Origin of the sequence: Sediminicoccus sp. KRV36 (assembly GCF_023243115.1) — a bacterium.
In the GTDB taxonomy this organism is placed as follows: domain Bacteria; phylum Pseudomonadota; class Alphaproteobacteria; order Acetobacterales; family Acetobacteraceae; genus Roseococcus.
The window spans coordinates 3,723,166-3,740,928 of sequence record NZ_CP085081.1 but is presented as its reverse complement, the minus strand read 5'-3'; the positions used below and the strand labels follow the sequence as shown (position 1 = coordinate 3,740,928).

Annotated in this window: 18 protein-coding genes; 9 read left to right on the top strand and 9 right to left on the bottom strand. The window is 62.2% G+C overall.

Annotated elements, in window-relative coordinates; translation table 11 throughout:
• The first annotated feature begins 184 nt into the window (after positions 1-184).
• The 6 genes from rpsM (at position 185) to LHU95_RS17655 (ending at position 4,361) form a co-directional block, all read left to right on the top strand.
• Entirely contained in the window at positions 185-562 is a 378-nt protein-coding gene (gene rpsM, locus LHU95_RS17680) for a 30S ribosomal protein S13 (RefSeq protein WP_248708273.1), read from the top strand.
• 1 nt (position 563) lies between these two features.
• Positions 564-959: a 30S ribosomal protein S11 gene (gene rpsK / locus LHU95_RS17675; RefSeq protein ID WP_248708272.1), complete on the top strand. Its 396-nt coding sequence runs from the start codon at positions 564-566 to the stop codon at positions 957-959.
• Positions 960-1,084: 125 nt separating this feature from the next.
• Positions 1,085-2,101, top strand: a complete 1,017-nt coding sequence (locus LHU95_RS17670; protein ID WP_283094264.1) for a DNA-directed RNA polymerase subunit alpha — start codon at positions 1,085-1,087, stop codon at positions 2,099-2,101.
• A 119-nt stretch (positions 2,102-2,220) separates the two neighbouring features.
• On the top strand, positions 2,221-2,643 hold the full coding sequence (gene rplQ / locus LHU95_RS17665; protein ID WP_248708271.1) for a 50S ribosomal protein L17: 423 nt from the start codon (positions 2,221-2,223) through the stop codon (positions 2,641-2,643).
• 141 nt (positions 2,644-2,784) lie between these two features.
• Complete coding sequence (locus LHU95_RS17660) at positions 2,785-3,150, top strand: YciI family protein (RefSeq protein WP_248708270.1); 366 nt, start codon at positions 2,785-2,787, stop codon at positions 3,148-3,150.
• A complete protein-coding gene (locus tag LHU95_RS17655) occupies positions 3,147-4,361 on the top strand; it encodes a DUF6596 domain-containing protein (RefSeq protein WP_248708269.1) in 1,215 nt (404 codons plus the stop codon). The genes LHU95_RS17660 and LHU95_RS17655 overlap by 4 nt, the downstream gene beginning before the upstream one ends.
• A 29-nt stretch (positions 4,362-4,390) precedes the next feature.
• On the opposite strand, the gene LHU95_RS17650 is transcribed toward LHU95_RS17655, so the two are convergent.
• The 3 genes from LHU95_RS17650 to LHU95_RS17640 are packed head-to-tail and all read right to left on the bottom strand — an operon-like array spanning position 4,391 to position 6,619.
• The gene (locus LHU95_RS17650) at positions 4,391-4,813 is read right to left on the bottom strand and encodes a hypothetical protein (protein ID WP_248708268.1); all 423 of its coding nucleotides are present in this window, start codon (positions 4,811-4,813) and stop codon (positions 4,391-4,393) included.
• Positions 4,806-5,798 carry a tripartite tricarboxylate transporter substrate-binding protein gene (locus LHU95_RS17645; RefSeq protein ID WP_248708267.1) on the bottom strand — a complete coding sequence of 331 codons (993 nt, stop codon included), beginning with the start codon at positions 5,796-5,798 and terminating at the stop codon, positions 4,806-4,808. The genes LHU95_RS17650 and LHU95_RS17645 overlap by 8 nt, the downstream gene beginning before the upstream one ends.
• Positions 5,799-5,851: 53 nt before the next feature.
• Positions 5,852-6,619 carry an SDR family NAD(P)-dependent oxidoreductase gene (locus LHU95_RS17640; protein WP_248708266.1) on the bottom strand — a complete coding sequence of 256 codons (768 nt, stop codon included), beginning with the start codon at positions 6,617-6,619 and terminating at the stop codon, positions 5,852-5,854.
• A 148-nt stretch (positions 6,620-6,767) separates the two neighbouring features.
• Here LHU95_RS17640 and LHU95_RS17635 point away from each other — a divergent pair, with 148 nt between their 5' ends.
• The 3 genes from LHU95_RS17635 (at position 6,768) to LHU95_RS17625 (ending at position 9,743) form a co-directional block, all read left to right on the top strand.
• Positions 6,768-7,709, top strand: coding sequence for an arginase family protein (locus LHU95_RS17635; RefSeq protein ID WP_248708265.1), 942 nt, complete (start codon positions 6,768-6,770; stop codon positions 7,707-7,709).
• 539 nt (positions 7,710-8,248) lie between these two features.
• A complete protein-coding gene (locus LHU95_RS17630) occupies positions 8,249-8,896 on the top strand; it encodes a phytanoyl-CoA dioxygenase family protein (RefSeq protein ID WP_248708264.1) in 648 nt (215 codons plus the stop codon).
• 217 nt (positions 8,897-9,113) lie between these two features.
• Positions 9,114-9,743: a methyltransferase domain-containing protein gene (locus LHU95_RS17625; RefSeq protein WP_248708263.1), complete on the top strand. Its 630-nt coding sequence runs from the start codon at positions 9,114-9,116 to the stop codon at positions 9,741-9,743.
• Between the two features lie 532 nt (positions 9,744-10,275).
• Here LHU95_RS17625 and LHU95_RS17620 read toward each other — a convergent pair.
• The 6 genes from LHU95_RS17620 to LHU95_RS17595 all read right to left on the bottom strand — a co-directional run bounded on the left by LHU95_RS17620 (position 10,276) and on the right by LHU95_RS17595 (position 17,728).
• The gene (locus LHU95_RS17620) at positions 10,276-10,989 is read right to left on the bottom strand and encodes a methyltransferase domain-containing protein (protein ID WP_248708262.1); all 714 of its coding nucleotides are present in this window, start codon (positions 10,987-10,989) and stop codon (positions 10,276-10,278) included.
• Between the two features lie 24 nt (positions 10,990-11,013).
• A complete protein-coding gene (locus LHU95_RS17615; protein ID WP_248708261.1) occupies positions 11,014-12,267 on the bottom strand; it encodes a sulfotransferase family 2 domain-containing protein in 1,254 nt (417 codons plus the stop codon).
• 508 nt (positions 12,268-12,775) lie between these two features.
• Positions 12,776-13,228: a hypothetical protein gene (locus LHU95_RS17610; protein ID WP_248708260.1), complete on the bottom strand. Its 453-nt coding sequence runs from the start codon at positions 13,226-13,228 to the stop codon at positions 12,776-12,778.
• Between the two features lie 209 nt (positions 13,229-13,437).
• Positions 13,438-14,565 (bottom strand): glycosyltransferase, encoded by a 1,128-nt coding sequence (locus tag LHU95_RS17605; protein WP_248708259.1) that lies wholly within the window; start codon positions 14,563-14,565, stop codon positions 13,438-13,440.
• The gene (locus LHU95_RS17600) at positions 14,565-17,351 is read right to left on the bottom strand and encodes a glycoside hydrolase family 99-like domain-containing protein (protein ID WP_248708258.1); all 2,787 of its coding nucleotides are present in this window, start codon (positions 17,349-17,351) and stop codon (positions 14,565-14,567) included. Before LHU95_RS17600 ends, LHU95_RS17605 begins: the two co-directional genes overlap by 1 nt.
• Positions 17,348-17,728 (bottom strand): hypothetical protein, encoded by a 381-nt coding sequence (locus LHU95_RS17595; RefSeq protein ID WP_248708257.1) that lies wholly within the window; start codon positions 17,726-17,728, stop codon positions 17,348-17,350. Before LHU95_RS17595 ends, LHU95_RS17600 begins: the two co-directional genes overlap by 4 nt.
• Positions 17,729-17,763 lie beyond the last annotated feature (35 nt).

Below are 17,763 nucleotides of genomic sequence, written 5' to 3'. Positions count from 1 at the left end.
GCTGAGGTTGGTTCTATCTCCGCGCCTCTCACGGACGCGGCGTGTCGGAACCGACACTCTTCGGCCGTGTTTGGCTTTGCCCGTAGAGGGGCAGCTGGCGTGAGGAAGTTTCGCCGTGTGGCCGGGTCTCCGGCACTGCGGTAACCATTGGACGGGCCCCCTCCGGGGCCACAGGAGCTTGAACGTGGCGCGTATCGCTGGCGTGAACATCCCCACCAACAAGCGCGTGGTGATTTCCCTGCGCTATATCTATGGCATTGGCCCGCAGAACGCTGTGACGATCTGCCAGCAGGTGGGGATTCCGGCCGAGCGCCGCGTGAACCAGTTGACCGATGAAGAGATCGTCAAGCTGCGTGAGGTGATCGACCGTGACTACCGCGTGGAGGGTGACCTCCGCCGCGAAGTCGCGATGAACATCAAGCGGCTGATGGACATGGCCTGCTATCGCGGCCTGCGGCATCGCCGTGGCCTGCCGGTTCGTGGCCAGCGCACCCATACCAATGCCCGCACGCGCAAGGGCAAGGCCGTGGCGATTGCCGGCAAGAAGAAGGTGACCAAGTAAGATGGCCCGCACCCCCGGCGGTTCCCGCCCGAAGAAGAAGGAACGCAAGAACATCAGCTCCGGCGTGGCGCATGTTCTGGCGACCTTCAACAACACCATCGTGACCATCACGGATGCGCAGGGCAATTCGATTGCCTGGTCGTCCTCCGGCGCCAAGGGCTTCAAGGGCAGCCGCAAGAGCACGCCCTACGCCGCCCAGATGGCCGCCGAGGATGCCGGCATGAAGGCCCGCGAGCATGGCATGGAGACCGTCGAGGTGATGGTGTCCGGCCCTGGTTCGGGCCGCGAGTCGGCACTGCGCGCGCTGCAGTCCGTGGGCTTCCACGTGACCGCCATCCGCGACGTGACGCCGATCCCGCACAATGGCTGCCGCCCGCGCAAGCGCCGGCGCGTCTGATTTTCGCCGCTTGAGACCGCGGGCGCGCCGGTAACGGCCGCACCCGCGGATTTTTGGTTTTACGAGCATCCTTATCCGCCGCGGCACGTCATGCCCCGGCCGGATCCGCTCTAGGAGAGACACCCTTGCTCGAACGCAACTGGCAATCCCTGATCAAGCCCGAGAAGCTCCAGGTCGAGTCGGGCAGCACCGATCTGCGCCAGGCAACCCTGGTGGCCGAGCCGCTGGAGCGTGGCTTTGGCCAGACGCTGGGCAATGCGCTGCGCCGCATCCTGCTCTCCTCGCTGCAGGGTGCCGCCGTGACCGGCGTGAAGATTGACGGCGTGCTGCATGAATTCAGCAGCCTGACCGGCGCGCGTGAGGATGTGACGGACATCATCCTCAACCTCAAGCAGCTGGCCATCCGCTACAATGGCGACACGACGAAGCGGCTGATGCTGACGGCGACCGGCCCCGGCGAAGTCACCGCCGCGATGATCCAGACGACGGGCGATATCGAAATCGCCAATCCGGAGCTGGTCATCTGCACGCTGGATGACGGTGCCAAGATGTCCATGGAGCTGACGGTCCAGGTCGGCCGTGGCTACGTGCCCGCTTCGATGAACCGCGCCGAGGATGCGCCGATCGGCATGATCCCGGTGGATGCGATCTATTCGCCCGTCCGCAAGGTGTCCTACCGCGTCGAGCCGACCCGCGTCGGCCAGGTGACGGATTATGACCGCCTCGTGCTCTCGCTCGAGACCAACGGCACGATCGTGCCGGAGGACGCCGTGGCGCTCGCCGCCCGCATCCTGCAGGACCAGCTCTCGCTCTTCGTCACCTTCGAGGAGCCGCGCGAGAAGATGCGCGACGAGGTGGAGGACGACCTTCCCTTCAACCGCAACCTGCTGCGCAAGGTGGATGAGCTGGAGCTCTCCGTCCGTTCGGCGAATTGCCTGAAGAACGACAACATCGTCTATATCGGCGACCTGGTGCAGAAGTCCGAGCAGGAAATGCTGCGGACGCCGAATTTCGGCCGCAAGTCGCTGAACGAGATCAAGGAAGTGCTGGCCTCGATGGGCCTCTCGCTGGGCATGCCGATCATCGGCTGGCCGCCCGAGAACATCGAGGATCTGGCGAAGAAGATCGAAGAGCCGTTCTAACCTGCGCCCCCCATCATCCGGCGGCGCCTTTGGCGGCCAGGGCGGATGGGGCGGCGGGTCTCTGTGTCAGAGGCCGGATCATTGAATGAAGGCCTCCGGGCCACCATTGGAGACTTGTTATGCGTCACGGTATGGCCAATCGGAAGCTGAACGTCACCTCGTCCCACCGGGCGGCCATGTTTCGCAACATGGCGACGAGCCTCCTGAAGCACGAGCAGATCACCACCACCTTGCCCAAGGCCAAGGAGCTGCGCCCCTATGTGGAGCGCATCATCACGCTGGCCAAGCGCGGTGGCCTGCATGCCCGCCGCCAGGCCTATGCGGTGATCATGGATGAGGCCGTGGTGGAGAAGCTCTTCACCACCATCGCGGAGCGCTACAAGGAGCGTCAGGGAGGCTATTGCCGCGTGCTGCGCGCCGGCTTCCGCTACGGCGATGCGGCCGCCATGGCCGTGATCGAGCTGGTGGATCGCGACGTCTCCGCCAAGGGCCTGGATAGCGGCCCGAAGCCGGAAATGGCCGAGGAGCAGGAGGCGGCGTAAGCCCACTTCCCACCGGATTCCCGAAAACAGGGCGAGGGGGCAACCTCTCGCCCTTTTTCTTTGTCTTGCCTGTCGAAAAGACCGGATGTTGCGGCTCATCGGAGGGAGGGGATGTTCCCTCGTCCATCCTGGAGACTGCCGATGCAATACGTGATGCTCTTCGCCGAACCGGCGAGCGAATTCGAGAAGCGCCAAGATCCCGCAGCCGCCCCCGCCTATTGGGGCGCCTGGATGGGCTATATCGGGGCGATGCGTGAGGCCGGGATCATGATCGGCGGCCATGGGCTGGAGCCGGCGAGCCTCGCCACCACCTTGCGCCTGCGGGAGGGTCAGCGCCACGTGCAGGATGGCCCCTATGCTGACAGCAAGGAGCAGTTGGGCGGCTTCATCGCCATAGACGTGCCCAACCTCGATGCCGCGCTGGAATGGGCCGCCCGCAGCCCGGCCGCGGCCTTCGGCGCGGTGGAAATCCGACCCGTCCTGCCACCCCCGCCCGCCGAAGCGTGAGCGCCTCGGCCGCGGCCGAGCGGGCGGCCAGGCTGGCCTATGGCCGGCTGGTCGCCATCCTCGCCGCCCGGACCCGCGACGTGGCCGCGGCGGAGGACGCGCTCGCCGAGGCGTTTCAGGCCGCGCTTCGCCGCTGGCCGCAGACCGGCGTGCCGGAGAATCCGGAAGCCTGGCTGCTGACGGCCGCCCGCCGCCAGCATGGCCATGCCATCCGGCATGACCTGGTGCGCCGGGCGGCCGAGCCGACGCTGCGCCTGTTGCTGGAGGCGACACCCGACATGGCCGATATCCCGGATCGCCGCCTGCAATTGCTGATGGTCTGCGCCCACCCGGCCATCGCGCCGGAGGCGCAGGCGCCGCTCATGCTGCAAACCGTGCTCGGCCTCGATGCGGCAAGGATCGCGGCATGTTTCCTCGCATCGCCCGCCGCCATGGCGCAGCGGCTGGTGCGGGCCAAGACGCGCATCCGCGATGCCGGGATCGGCTTTGAGCTGCCGGAGGCGGCCGAACTGGCACCCCGGCTGGAGGCGGTGCTGAGCGCCATCTACGCCGCCTATGGCACGGGCTGGGCGGATCTCCTGGCGGATGGCAGGTCAGGCCAGGGGCTGGTGGAGGAGGCGCTCTGGCTGGCCCGCCTGCTGACGGCCCTGCTGCCCGAGGCGCCGGAGCCCAAGGGCCTGCTGGCCCTCATGCTCCATGCCGAGGCGCGGCGCGGCGCGCGGAGGGATGCGTCAGGCCGCTTCGTGCCGCTTTCGGCGCAGGACCCCCGGGCCTGGTCCCGCCCGCTGATCGCCGAGGCGGAGGCGCTGCTCCGTGATGCGGCGCGGGCCGGCAAGCCGGGGCGCTTCCAGATCGAAGCGGCGATCCAGTCGGTGCATGTCGAAGCGCGGATTACGGGGGCTGATCGGCGGGACGCCTTGCTCGGGCTCTATGACCTCCTCGCACGGCTCTGCCCTACGGCGGGTGTGCTGGTGGCACGCGCCGCCGCCATCGCCGATGCCGGGCAGCCGCAGGCCGCCTTGCAGGAATTGGAGGCCATGGCGGCGCAGCTCACCGCCTATCAGCCCTGGTGGGCCACGCGGGCCCATGTTCTGGGTGTGCTCGGCAGGACGGAGGCCGCCCGGCAGGCGCGGCTGCGGGCAGCCGGGCTGAGCGAGGACCCGGCCGTGCGGGATTGGCTGCTCCAGGGGGCCGCGCCCACGCGGGACTGACGCTCATCGCCGTCTGGTGCGGCCGGCATTCAGCCGGTGAAGCGCATCACGGCCGCCATCTCGGGCGCGAATTCCCGCACGGCGGGGCGCAGCGCCGCCGGCCACGGCGCCACGCGCGGGGGGATGAACAGCGAGGGGCGGCCATCCTCCAGCAGCAGGATCACCACCGATTCGGTGTGGGTATCGAAGGCCAGGAAGACCCGGGCTTCGGGGATCACCGCATAGCCATGCACCCAATGCCCATCCGTGACGGCCATGGGCGGGCCGGCCCCGCGCAGCGCATCGCTGACGATGCGCTGCCGCCCGGCCGACATGGAACGCAGGCGGGGGCCGACAGTGGGGTGGCGGGCCAGTTCCAGCACGGGCTGCCCCGCCAGCAGCAGAACCTCCGGCGCATCGGCCCGGGCCGCGCCGGGTGCCAGCCCGATGGCGAGGAAGGCGCGCCTATTCAATGCGGATATTCGCCACGCGCACCAATTCGGCCATGGCGGCGCGGCCCTGGGTCACGAAGCGCGCGAATTCCTCGGGGCTGTTGCCCACCGGCACGGCGGCGAGCTGCGCGAGGCGGGCCTGCACCTGGGGCTCGGCCAGGGTCGCCACCAGGGCCGCGTGGATGGCGGCGATGGGGGCGGCCGGCGTGCCGGCCGGGGCGAACATCGCCACCCATTCACTCAGCTCGATCCCCGGCGTGCCGAGTTCGGCGAAGGTCGGCACCTCCGGCCGCAGCGGCACGCGCGCCGCGGCCGAAACGGCGATGAAGCGCGCCCGCCCGCTATCCACGATGGGCCCGGCCGAGAGCATGGTGATGAAGCAGCCATCCAGCGTGCCGGCCGCGAGATCCCGCGCCGCATCGGCGCCGCCGCGATAGGGCACATGCGTCGTCTCGATGCCGGCCGCGCGGTTGAGCTGCGCCAGGCCCAGATGCCCGGCCGTGGCATTGCCCTGGGTGCCGATGTTGAGCGGCTGCCGCCGGGCGAGGGCGATGAACTCGCCCAGGTTGCGCGCCGGCAGGTCGGCCTTCACCGCCAGCACCTGCGGGAAGGTGCAGACCAGCGAGATGGGGGTGAAGGCCGTCGCGTAGTCGAAGGGCAGGCCGCGCAGCAGGCTCGGGTTCACGATGTGGCTGGAGGCATCCATGAGCAGCGTCGTGCCATCGGCCGCGCTGCGCGCCACCTCGCCCCCACCGACCGAGCCGCCGGCGCCGGTGCGGTTTTCCACCACGATGTTCTGGCCCAGGCGCTCCGACATGCGGGGGGCGATGCTGCGGGTGGCGCTGTCGGCCGCCCCACCGGCGGCAAAGGGCACCACCATGCGGATCGGGCGCGACTGGGCGCGGGCGAGTGATGGCAGGGTCAAGGCGGGGAGGGCCAAGGTGGGAAGGGCGAGCGCCGGCAGGCTGAGCGCGAGGCGGCGGGCGAGGGGTCTGGCGTTGGTCATCTTCTGCTTCTCCCGAACGGATGCCGCTCACATCGGCCGGGGCCAGGGCTGCGTCAAGCTTGGGCGGCCTTCGGTTCCAGCCGCATCATCATCGCATTCCGCCAGGAGGGCGGCAGCGCCCCGGTGATCCGGCTCATCGCATAAAGCGGCCAGGGATAGACGACGCGCAGCCGCCCCGCGCGGATGCCCGCCAGGGTGAGCTGCGCGGCCTTGCGGGGCTCCATCAGGCCGGGCATGGCGAAGGCGTTCCGGTCGGTGATGGCGGTGCGGATGAAGCCCGGGCAGATGGCGTGCAGCCGGATGCCGCGCTTGCGCTCGGTGGCGTCACGCGCCTCGGCCCAGCGCTGCACCGCGGCCTTGCTGGCGCAATAGGCGGGGGCAGTGGGCCCGGCGACGAAGGCGGCGAGCGAGGCGATCACCGCGATGCGCCCGCGCAGCCCATCGGCGCCCGGGCTTTGTTCCGCCATGGCGGTGATGGCGGGCAGGGCGGTGTTCAGCACGCCCGTCACATTGGTGTCGAAGATGTCGCGCGCCGTCGCCGGGTCTTCGAAGCCATCGCCGGTGCCGGCGCCGATGCCGGCATTGGCGATGACCAGATCCAGCTGCCCCGCCGCGCTGATCCAGGCCGCCATGCCCCCGGCATCCCGCACATCCAGCCCCACCGGCCGCACCACGGCGCCTCTGGCCTCGCAGGCCTGCACCGTTCCAGCCAGGCGCGTCACCTCGCGCGCCGAGAGATGCAGCGTCACGCCCGGTGCGGCGCATTCCAGCGCCAGCGCCGCGCCCAGCCCGGCCGAGGCGCCCGTGATCAGAATGGACATGAGCCCCCCATGGCGAAGACGCATGCATGTGATGGGTATCGCCCGCCCTGTCGAGAGGCCGCATCGCGCCCCGGCGGGGGGCGCGTGATTGACCGGCCCTGGCGCGATGCCCGAGACTCTTGTGTAACCTTCGCGAAAGCCATGCTCCATGGGCGAATTGCCGCTCTTTACCGCGCCGCTCACCTTCATGGGGCTGCCAGCCGCGCCACCCGGCCCCGGCCACCGCGTGGCGATCCTGGGGGTGCCCTTTGATTGCGGCATCCACCCCTTCCGTATTGGCAGCCGGGAGGGGCCGGCCAGCGTGCGCGCGCAGTCAGCGCTGGTGCGGCGGCATCATCCCTCGCTCGCCGATATGGATGTGCCGGCCCTGCTGGGCGCCGTGGATGCGGGCGATGTGGCGGGCATCACCCCGGGCAAGATCCAGGAGGCGCACCCGAAGATCGAGGCGGCGGCGGCGGCGATCCTGGCGGCGGGTGCCGTGCCCATCGGCGTTGGCGGCGATGGCTCGGTCTCGCTGCCGCTGATGCGCGCGGCTGCGAAGCGCTACCCGGGCCTGGTGGCGCTGCATGTGGACAGCCACACCGATGCCTATCCCTACAACCCCGATGACCCTTTCGACGCCTCCAACCAATTCACCCATGCGGCCGAGGAGGGGTTGGTGGATGCCGGCGCCACCTGGCATGTCGGCATTCGCGGCTTCACCAGCGCGCGCGGCGTGCTGCGCCATGCGGCGCTGCTGGGCTTTCGCGTCCTCACCACCGAGGATCTGGTCCGCCGCGGCACGGCCCAGGCGATGACGGAATTCCGCGAGGTGGTGGGCGACCGCCCGCTCTATCTCTGCTGGGACATGGATGTGTTCGACCCCTCCGTGGCGCCGGGTGTCGCCACCCCGGCCTGGGGCGGGCTGACCGCGCGGGAGGGGATTGAACTCATGCGCAGCCTGGCGGGGCTGAACATCGTGGCGATGGATTTCAACACGGTGAGCCCGGCGCATGATGTGCAGGGCATGGCGGCGCATCTTTGCGCGCATATGATGATGGAGGCGATGCTGCTGCTGGCGGGGCGCTGGGGCTTGCTGCCGCAGGGGTGAGGGGCTGTGCCGCTCGGCCTTTCCGTCGCACGGCGATAGGCTGGGCTCGTCGTCTTCCTCCGGGCCGATCCTTCGCTGTTGATTACAGCCGAGGATACCATCTATCATATGCCCTCATGTAAAGCAGGGGTGATGCCATGGAGAGCAAGTATACTGGCTGGGTTCATCCCCCACTGCATATGCGGCCGGATGCACTGGATCGGATTTTGCGGTCGGAACTCTCGGAGCCCGCAATGCGCCACGCCGCCGAGCTTGTGACGCTGGGATACACAGTGATCCGCGGAGCCTTCACCTTTGAGCATTGTAGATCTGTCATTGGTGAATTTGATAGATTTTATAGACAAAATAGCAACAAATTTAACGCATACCGATCAAATCGCGAAATTTTGCCAAGATTTACTAATCTTCACCAAGCTCTGCCAATTTTTACCCAGATGTTTACGCGCAACAAACTCCTCCTGGAGGTGTAGGATTTCTTCTTTGGGCGGCCAACATCACTTTATACCTCGCTGTATTATGAGCGCGGGTCAGAGCAGCCCTTGCACCGCGATACTCCAGTGTTCTGCACTCGGCCGGAATATAATTATTTTGGGAATACACTATATCTTGACGGTGCGGGAGATGAAAATGGTTGCCTGGAAGTCATGCCAGGCGGACACCTTATAGCCGAGCTCGACCGTGAAAGCATGGCGATGGCTCAATACGGCTCATTGGACGCCCTGCCGCAACTCGACGACGGGATATGGAATGCCTACCAGAAGCGGGTCGTTGATCGTTGCCTGGAGCAGGGGCTGAAGCCGAAGAAAATTCACGTTTCGCCCGGGGATGCCCTGATCTGGCACCCGCAACTGCCGCATGGCGGCTCCCCCATCAAGGATATCGCGCGGACGCGGCACAGCTTCGTTTTCCATACGGCGCCCGTCGGTGCGCATGTCTACCATCAGCATGTCTTCTTCAATCCCTCGAAGCCGTTTCCTGAATACACCCATTGGAGACAGAACATGATCGAGGGGCGCGCGGTCGTGCATCACTCGCAGGGTATCGCCCTGGGCCATCCGGCGCACCAGACCTTTCCGCTGGACCAGCTTGACCTGACTGGGCTGACCAAGGTGCCAATGCAGGAAGTTTCAGCCGCTGAAGCATTGGAGCAGACCACTGGGGGTAAAGCTCTTGAACATATGGTGTGAGTCACGGACAGAGTTCGCACATCTAGAACAAGTCTTCGCCAACGCCCGCGCTCTCATTGAGCCCGACCTGCTCGCCCGTCGTACCAGTGTGGGGTATTGCGAGGCCTGTGGGACCGCGACTGAAATGCGGGTCAGCTCTGGTGACGGCGCGGAGCCTTGGCGCAACCTTCTGGAAGGCATGATCTGTCCCTGCGGGCTCAATGGCCGGATGCGACTGATGCTGAGCCTGGTAGCCGAAGTGGCCCGTCGCCACCGCATTGAGCGAAGCGCCATTCTGGAACGGTTGACCCCGCTCTTCAGTCTTTTGGAGCGCAGGATCCCGGGCCTCATCGGGTCCGAGTATCTGGGTGACGACGTCATCTGCGGCGAAAGCAAGGTCGTGCGCGGCGTCAGCGTTCGGCATGAGAGCATCATGGCGTCATCTTTCGCCGCGGACAGCCTGGACCTGCTCATTCACTGTGACGTGATAGAGCATGTGCCAGACGCGGCCGGCGCATTCCGTGAATGTGCCCGCATCCTGGCGCCGTCGGGTACGATGATCTTCAGCCTGCCATTTTATCACATGCTGGACCGGCACGTTGTGCGGGCTCGCGTCGGAGCAGACGGCATCGAGCATCTGATGCCGCAAGTCTTTCATGGCAATCCAGTGACGCATGAGGGGGCGCTGGTCTTCATCCATCCAGGGTGGGAATTGATCGATCAGCTCAAGGCAGCCGGTTTCCCGCATGTCTGGATCGTGGCGTGTTACGACCCCATTCAAGGGATCGTCTCGAATGGCTGCCCTTATCCGGACGGCCATATGTGGCCGGTGGCCTGGGCCGCAAGACGCGAACCCTTCCCCAGCTGAAGCAACGGCGGCGTCATGGCGCGGCACCCATCAGTTCCACCACATGTCCTGTGGGCGGGTTGCTGGCGGGTGCCCTCATGTGGGCGTTGGACACACAGTTCGCTGTCTGGATGGTATTGTGATCCCGGAGGCGCGTGCTGATGGCATCTGGAGCGGGAGCACCAGCCGGGCAATGATTCCCGCCGTGAAGCCTGGCAGGTTCCCCGTCGCGGGCCGGGTTGGAGTGAGCGCATCCGGTCGGCGATGGTGCGGGGCGAAGGCGCAAGATCCCGCTTCAGGTCGCGCCGCGCCAGGCTTGAGCGCCATAGCCCACCCAGATGGCAGCGAAACTCCCATCAGAAGGCCGCTAGCCTGCCGCATGGCATGGCGCTGAATCGAGCCAAGCGGGCCAAATCCAACCTTATTCCTTGAGGCTTATCGGCTGCTGACCGAAAGCCAGCTGTCAGCAGGTGCCGGGCAATGCGGGTGATGTCGGGCTGCCTGTGCGAATGCATGTCGTATCGACACGAAGGTGCCGGTCCGCGGCCGACAATCAAGGGAGCACATCACGCGTTGGCTTCGCGCGCCCGAAGGGGGGCACGCCTTTGATGGCTGTCAATCGGGCGCGATACTGACGCAGCAGTCGCTGATCTTCGGTCAGCTTCGCCTCTGTCGCCAGCACATCCTTCCGGTCGTGCCGGCGGACATGCATGGCGCCAGGCAGTCCGTCACAGATCAACTGCGCCGGCGCTGACGCCTCGCGGCCGAAAACGAGGATGCAATCATTCCATTGGTCGGTGCGCCGCGGCGCGATCATGCTCTCTATCAGCCGCACAGGAGTGCCCCCCCGAGCAGCCCAAAGCTCCAAAGCGACACCGGAATCGGGATAGAAGCGCCAGCAATCAAGCGGGTAACGATGAACCTCACCGTTGGATGGCGTGTTGATGTAAACATAGCCGCCCGGCCGGGTGACGCGCACCATCTCGGCAAATGTGCACCAGAAGAGCGGGTCATGCTCAAAGCAGGATGAGCTGACGACTGCATCAAAGACACCATCGGAAAAGGGCAGCGCGCCACCCCCCTCAATCACAACGTCGACGCCGTTTCCCGCCGAGAGATCAGCGCCGCAATAGAAGGAGTGCTCAGGCGCCACGCTGCGGAGCGACCCGTTTACGTTCATGCCACCGAGATCAAGCAGGCGCCCTGGCCGGCCAGAGAGATAGTTTCGCATGAACATGCTGCCGATCTGCATCGCCGTATCGTGCATGGGACTCTCAGCGAACGAAGCGGTTCATGCGGCTTCGCATTTGATGCCGGCAAGCGCAACGCTCAGGCTGCGGCGATCCCCTGAGTCTGGGGAGAACATACGCACCGGCAAGGCGAAGGGTGGGCGGATGCTGATCTCCGCAATGCCGTCATGCGGTGGCAGCGGTGCCAACTGGCAGGCCCAGTGCCCGGGTCCCGGTGTGGCTGCCGTGGTTGTATGCGGCCAATGCATTCCGTCCACGAGCACGCGCAATTCAGACATGGGATAATTTGGCACCATGGAGAATAGATTGAGCGTGAGGCCCACAACATTTGCCGATGGGGCAAGATGGATGCGTCCGTTCAGTTGATTGCCGATCCAGCCCAGTTGGTCGCTCTCGTCTGCAGGGTCGAACCCCTGCCTCCCCGCGATTTGGGTTGTGCGGTACCTCCGACCCTGGACAGGGGCAAAAAGGAACCTGCCATCAGGCTGCGCAGGCAGGACAGAGCCGCGCAACAGCGGTTGTCTTCCCACCATTTCACGGGCGCGGTGGAACAGCACTCGGTCTGCGGTATTCGCCTCGGTGATCAGTAAAAGATCGCTGGTTGAGTGCTTCTCAGTCGCGCTTCCCGTACTATTTTCGTGAGAAACATCGAGGCGGTAGGGAATATATAAAATTCTCTCGACCGATGTGTGAAACTTGTCGAAATCATCAACCAAACCAAATAGATGATCGCCTAAAGACGCAGTTGCGTCATCAATTCCAGACTGCATGGCTTGGTGCTGCCAGAATTCAGGCTGCTCTGGTTCACTAAGAGCGGGTATGGACCCAAAAAAACGTACCATACCATTGTGAACCTGCCCATGGATTTCAGGATTTTCGTGACGCATCAGCTGCTCTATGGTCAAGGACCTATCGATCCCTATCCGTTGGAGTTCCGCGAGAGGCTGCTTCAGCAGAAAATGATACAGTGAAATCACGCGTTCGAGAGGATCTCGCAACACCGTGATACGCGTGGCGCTGAGCGAGCTTGGAAACTTCACGCAACTCAAATGGCCCGACATCAAGTGGATCGGAGCGGGGCTCTCGGCGATGCGGCGTCCTGCCAGTTCGCGGGCATGAGCACCAACATCATGCAGACGGATGAAGTGTGCTTCCCCGAGCGCGACCGAAAGAGAGGCCATCAAGGAGGTGCCCGCAGTCTTGGGCACATGGCGGAAGAAAAAATCAGGCCAGGGCGTGTCGCTGCCAGAAGTCTGCGCGTCTTTGGCGCCGTCCTGGCCAGGCGTCATGCTCATTGTTGTTTCCACGTGGTCGCCTCTCCCAAACTGCATCATTCACCAAACAAGCGATAAACCAACGAACTCGGCGCCAAGCTGCCTTTTGATGCCCACCAGAGACCTTTACCCGGCGGGGCGCTTGGGGAATGCCCTAAGTCTTGGCACGGCCCGGCCAATGACGGCGCGACGAGGAGGGAGAGAGAGGCGCACCTCGTGAATGACCGGCCGCGAGCCCTTGCGAGCATCTTCCTTCCGAAACAACATCCCTGACGGCCCGGCAATCCTGAGAAGACAAACCGCCGAAACATGATGCCGGCCGATCATATGAATCATCCGAGAGCGGCTTCTGTATTCAGGCGGCATCACATGCGAATCGAAACTAGGCCAGGCAAATAATGATCAGTCATCAGAAGTACGCCCGACCTCCCTCTCGGCATGAGGCTAAGCTTCAGAATGATCTGCAAACAAATAAAATATTCTTAATGACCGCGCCTCGATGCGTGTTTATCCGACAACACTTCGCGGTTTACGATGCCCCGACTGTCAGGCGGCCAATCATGGAGTAGGAAATCTCAGAATTCGCGTCTGGCGCGCGCCACTCGATCTCGCCCCGCTGATTAAAATGACTCTCTGCTGATTCGATCGCCCCGCTGCTAATCGCCATTTTTACATCAGGATACTCGTTCAGATACCAATTCTCATCGACATCCACGTTCCGCGCTTTGCGGCCCTCGAAAAATCCTACTTCAATAAAATGTGCTCGTACGTCCGTTACGTCTCCGCGCTCGAACGCCTGGCCTACATCTTCGTTGCAGGCAATGTATTCTTCGTCGGTACCGTAATTCAGAAGCGCAATATGACGAAATAGTACTTTTAGTGCGAGGACTGAGATTTCTACAGGACTTTCGTCGGCCATAGCAAATATTGTGGGGTTTACATGCATGGCTTCAAGAATTTTTCTGCAGGTCGGAGTGTTCATTTCAAATCCCCATCTCGTGAACGAAAAACCTATTTGAAATCGCGGCTCGCGCCACAAATCAAACCAAAGCCAAGCCGTACATGAAACTGCTCTGATCGGACAGTCAAATTTCAGACATACGGAAGATTTCTCTTCTCGATATATGGAAGTAGCATATCAAATTTATGGAAAAAATAAGTCAAACCCATGACGTAAATCGAGTGCTTGAATCACGATTTACTCTCTACCTCACGCAGCCATTCCAATAACCTGAGACCAACGGCACGATTTCCGCTCTCTAATAAAGCCTCATCTCGACCCCGTCGTGAAAAATAAGCGAATTGTTTCGGATCATCTACTAATCGTAAAGCCTGATCGAGGGCATGATCAAGATCTGGTTCTGCCCACTCCTGTCCCTCCCACTGAACGTAGTCGCCAGCCTGAAGAGGAACCATCCTGTGCCGAACGAGTAAAGAGTTGGTGTTTGTCATATAGTCCAGATTACCTGACCAACCGGTTGCCAGCGCGACCTTCCCCAGCGCCATCGCTTCACCTGTGCCGCGGCCAAACCCCTCAGCGCGATGCAAAGAGACAACGCAATCGGCACTCGCCAGCAGGCTGTGTTGCTCGTGCGACGAGAGGAGCCGCGTAATCCTGACGCAGCTGCCGGGTGGCAAGCCGGCGTCCAATTCATCCGCGGCGGCCTCTTCGGCGGCGTTCTTCACCTTGAGCACAAGCTGCACATCGGCGAAGGGGCGCGCGGCGATCAGCCGCCGGAAGACCTCGACCACCGCGGCAGGGTTTTTACGCGAAAGAAAAGAACTCACATCAGCGAAGGCCACAAACACCAAGGCCGACTCGCGAATTCCAAAATATCGCCGCGACAGAAAGGGACGCGACGTCACCTCAATCGACTGACCGATATGTCGCGCATTAATACCTGACGCCGCCAGCCCTTGTTGCGCGAAACGCGATATTGCAAGCACGCTATCGAAACGCCGTAATGCATCAACCCAGACGGCAGGAAAAACCGGCAATTCCCAGGCTGGTACTATGGCGTTATGGCCCGCAGCAAAGTCGAGACCCAAATCCTCCAAGCGCTGGAGTGAGGCTTCCACCTCATCACCATTGATATGAAAGATACGTACCGGCGCATCGAGATTTTTCGTTTCGATCGGCAGGATTTCAGCCAGGTGGTCGGGATCCTGGCGCTCTGCATAGCGATAGATGTCGAAGCAACTGACCGGCTCGCCCATGCTTCTCAGTGCCCTGATGCAGGAGCGCAACTCCTCGCCCTTGCCGATGGGCGCGAAAGGATGCCCGATAAAGGTGACGGCCGGCGTGGCGCCCGAATTCATCACGCGACCCCTTTGGCAATCATCGCGCCCCTCAAGGCCGTGAGCCAACGATGCCCAAAGGCGCGGTCAGGCTCGAGATGCGCTCCCTCCGCCCACTCATTCCAGGCGTTGACGAACAGAAGCCGCTGATCGCCGGTGAATTGCTCGAGGGCTTGTTCAATCTTTGCCTCGACGTAGACACCAAAAAGCTCAGGCTCGGCGTCGTGAAGTATGGTGCCAGCCAAGGGCTGGCGTGCGGTGTTGTCCCAGGACGGGAAAACAGAGGGATAGCGCGCATACGCAACGGCCTCACGATCGGTCGCGTTCTCCACGGTGGCGGCGTAATCAAAGACGCGTCCGCTCCAGTCACGCTTGCTGACCGACACGGGGCGTTGATATGGAACAGCGATTCCTTGGGGAGGGAACTCGATACAGGCGTCAAACCCAAGGTCAGCCGGCGCCACCTGCTTTTCGAGTGCTTCCATGCTCTCAACATACGCCAAATGAACCCCCGGGAAGCCCGCATCGGCAAACTGCCGTCGCAAACGAAGGGCGAATTCGGGGGCATCCGGTAGCAAAAGGGGGCGGTAGACCATGACGAGCGGCTTGCCGTCGACCTGAATGGCGCGCGGATCCCGCGCAAAGCGCACCATGTCTGCGATCACGCTATCGAGGGTGGCGTCATCGTAGCTTTGCTCGAGCAACATCTCGCGTGTGCCGCCATCCCAGTGCTTGGTCCAATTCTCGTTCGCCCAGCATAATGCGAAGCGAAAGTCGACATCCGGACGCCGCAAGAGCGCCTCCATCGGCTGCTCCAAGACGCGCGTAGCACCAAAATTGTAATAGTAAACAACAAATCCTTCTATGCCATAGCGGCGTGCCAAGGCTTGCTGTTCCCCCATGACCTCGGTCAGCCGTAAATCGTAGTAACCAAGATCGGCAGGAAGATGTGGTTGGTAGTGGCCATGGAAACTGGGCAAGGCGCGCGAAACATTAGTCCACTCTGTGAATCCTTTTCCCCACCAGATGTCGTTGGGAGCAATAGGATGAAACTGTGGCAGATAGAATGCGAGCACGCGTACATGGCTCATGGTTGCCAGCCGTTCGCCCCATTTCGCATTCAGTTTTTGCTGATTCCGATAAGCAAGCTGCACTCTGCGGCGTTGCGACGCCTTAGACGTGCTGACACTGAGATGATGCACCACGCGCGCAGACGGCATATACAGCGTCTTCCAGCCCGCTGTTGCCAGGCGCAAGCATAGATCGACATCTTCACAATAGGCCGGGACGTAGCGCTCATCAAAGAGTTGCCCACCCAAAGCCTCCACCCGCACGAGCAGGCAGGCCGCCGAGCCGTAATCGACCTGGCGTGCAATGCAATAGCCGGCACGCTTCGGGTCGTCGCCCAGGCCAATCATTGTTGTCTCGCCATTGCGACGAATGGTGCATCCAGCTTCCTGGAGGCGGCCATTCGGATACAGCATCATCGGAGCCGCAGCCCCGGCGAGCGGATCCTCCTGTATCGCCTTGAGCAAAGCCTGCAAGCAACCCGGCAGTAGTTGCGTGTCATTATTCAGCAGCAGAAGGTAGGGCGCAGTGACGAACTGAAATGCGGCGTTACAGCTTCGAAGAAAGTGTAAATTGATGGGATTTGATAAATATAATAGGCCAGGTACTGATCTAAGCAGTTCAATTCGCGGATCCGTTGAGCAATCATCTGCAAGGATAATGCGAACAGGAATGATCCCCTTCGCGCGCTGCAGGGCAAGCAAGCACTCAACCGTGAGCTCGAATTCGTTATGGACTGGTATAATGATATCAATGATCGGATTGCTACAGGCAAACGACAAGTCAGATATGGCGGCCGCGTGATCGGTGATGCTGACGGGCAGGACTGATCGCTCGACGAAAGCCTCCAGCCTGCGGCGCTGCCGTCGATAGATCGCGGCACGCAGCCGCGTGGCGCGCTGTTGCATCGCGATTCCATCCTCGGTGCGGAGCACATCGGCCGTTGGATAGGCACGAACTTCCGGAGTTGCGCCGTCCGATCGGACTTCACGCGGGGAGTGCCCATGTGAAATTCCATGCCTCAAGAAGAAATTGAGCGTCCCGGACGTTACGCCAGAGCCAAGATATCGCTTCCCGTACCATTCGGGATCGAAGCCCTCGCCTGGAGTGCGACCCTCAGCGTCGCCGACTGTCATGATATGCTGAACGAGCTTAAAGCCGGACCGGGGTGCGTCCGCATACCGCGCAGCGTACTGCGCCGGATTCACGAATGGGTTTGGGGGAAGATTTTGTGCCAGTCCTTCAGATAAGTAATGAACAAGTACCGGGATGTCTTGCTGTACGTCGTGTTTAAAGCGATACCAAACATGGTGTAACATCGGCGAGACATCGCACACGTCGCGACACATGACCTCTGCGAAGGTGCGTGCATCGATCCCGTCTGCGAAGAGCGCCGGGCGTTGCTTTACCATCCAACTTGGCTCGATCAGCGGATGTGGTGACAGTAAATGCATCAGCCCAATCTGGAGAAAATGCAGCAAAGCATTTTGATCAGGCGCCAGCATGCTGCCAGCCTGCTGGCGATAATGGTCTGCATCAAAAAATGGCGCAATTTTTATCGCATCGTCGGCATCTAGCGACGCATAACGATGTAAAATCTCTTCTGGATAGATCTTCCTGTCCAGCCATGATGGCGCTAGTGCGGAAGGGAATAATAATCCCGATTCAGTAAGGCGAGTTACAGCGGCTAATACGCCTCGAGGAACTTGGTATCCAATACCATTTTTCCAATTAGTCATGCTGCGCCTTCTGCCTCAAGCCTCAAATCGGATACCACTAAACCTAACAGCCGAACACCAGGCGGATCTTCAGCGCGGAATATTTCGCTGTGCAGATGAATTAACAGCGCCTCATTTCGTTCATTACTGGGCAGCCTGACTTCTAAATCTGTCCACTCGTTCGCCAAAACAAATGTTTTAGTAAAAAGCTTATTATTTATCGTTATGTATAATGTATTGGATGTACCAAAATCCTCGCAGGGGTGCAGTAGCTTGGCTTTGAGTGTGCATCCAGGCCTGCATCTGAAGCACGCATAGCGCGACATCCAGCCATCCGCATCGTGAAAGCCAAAAATCAGCTCAGGGGAAGGCGGTAGGATCGCCTGGCTTGCTACCATGCTCTTCTTATCGGACTGACCGTCAAAAAGCATAA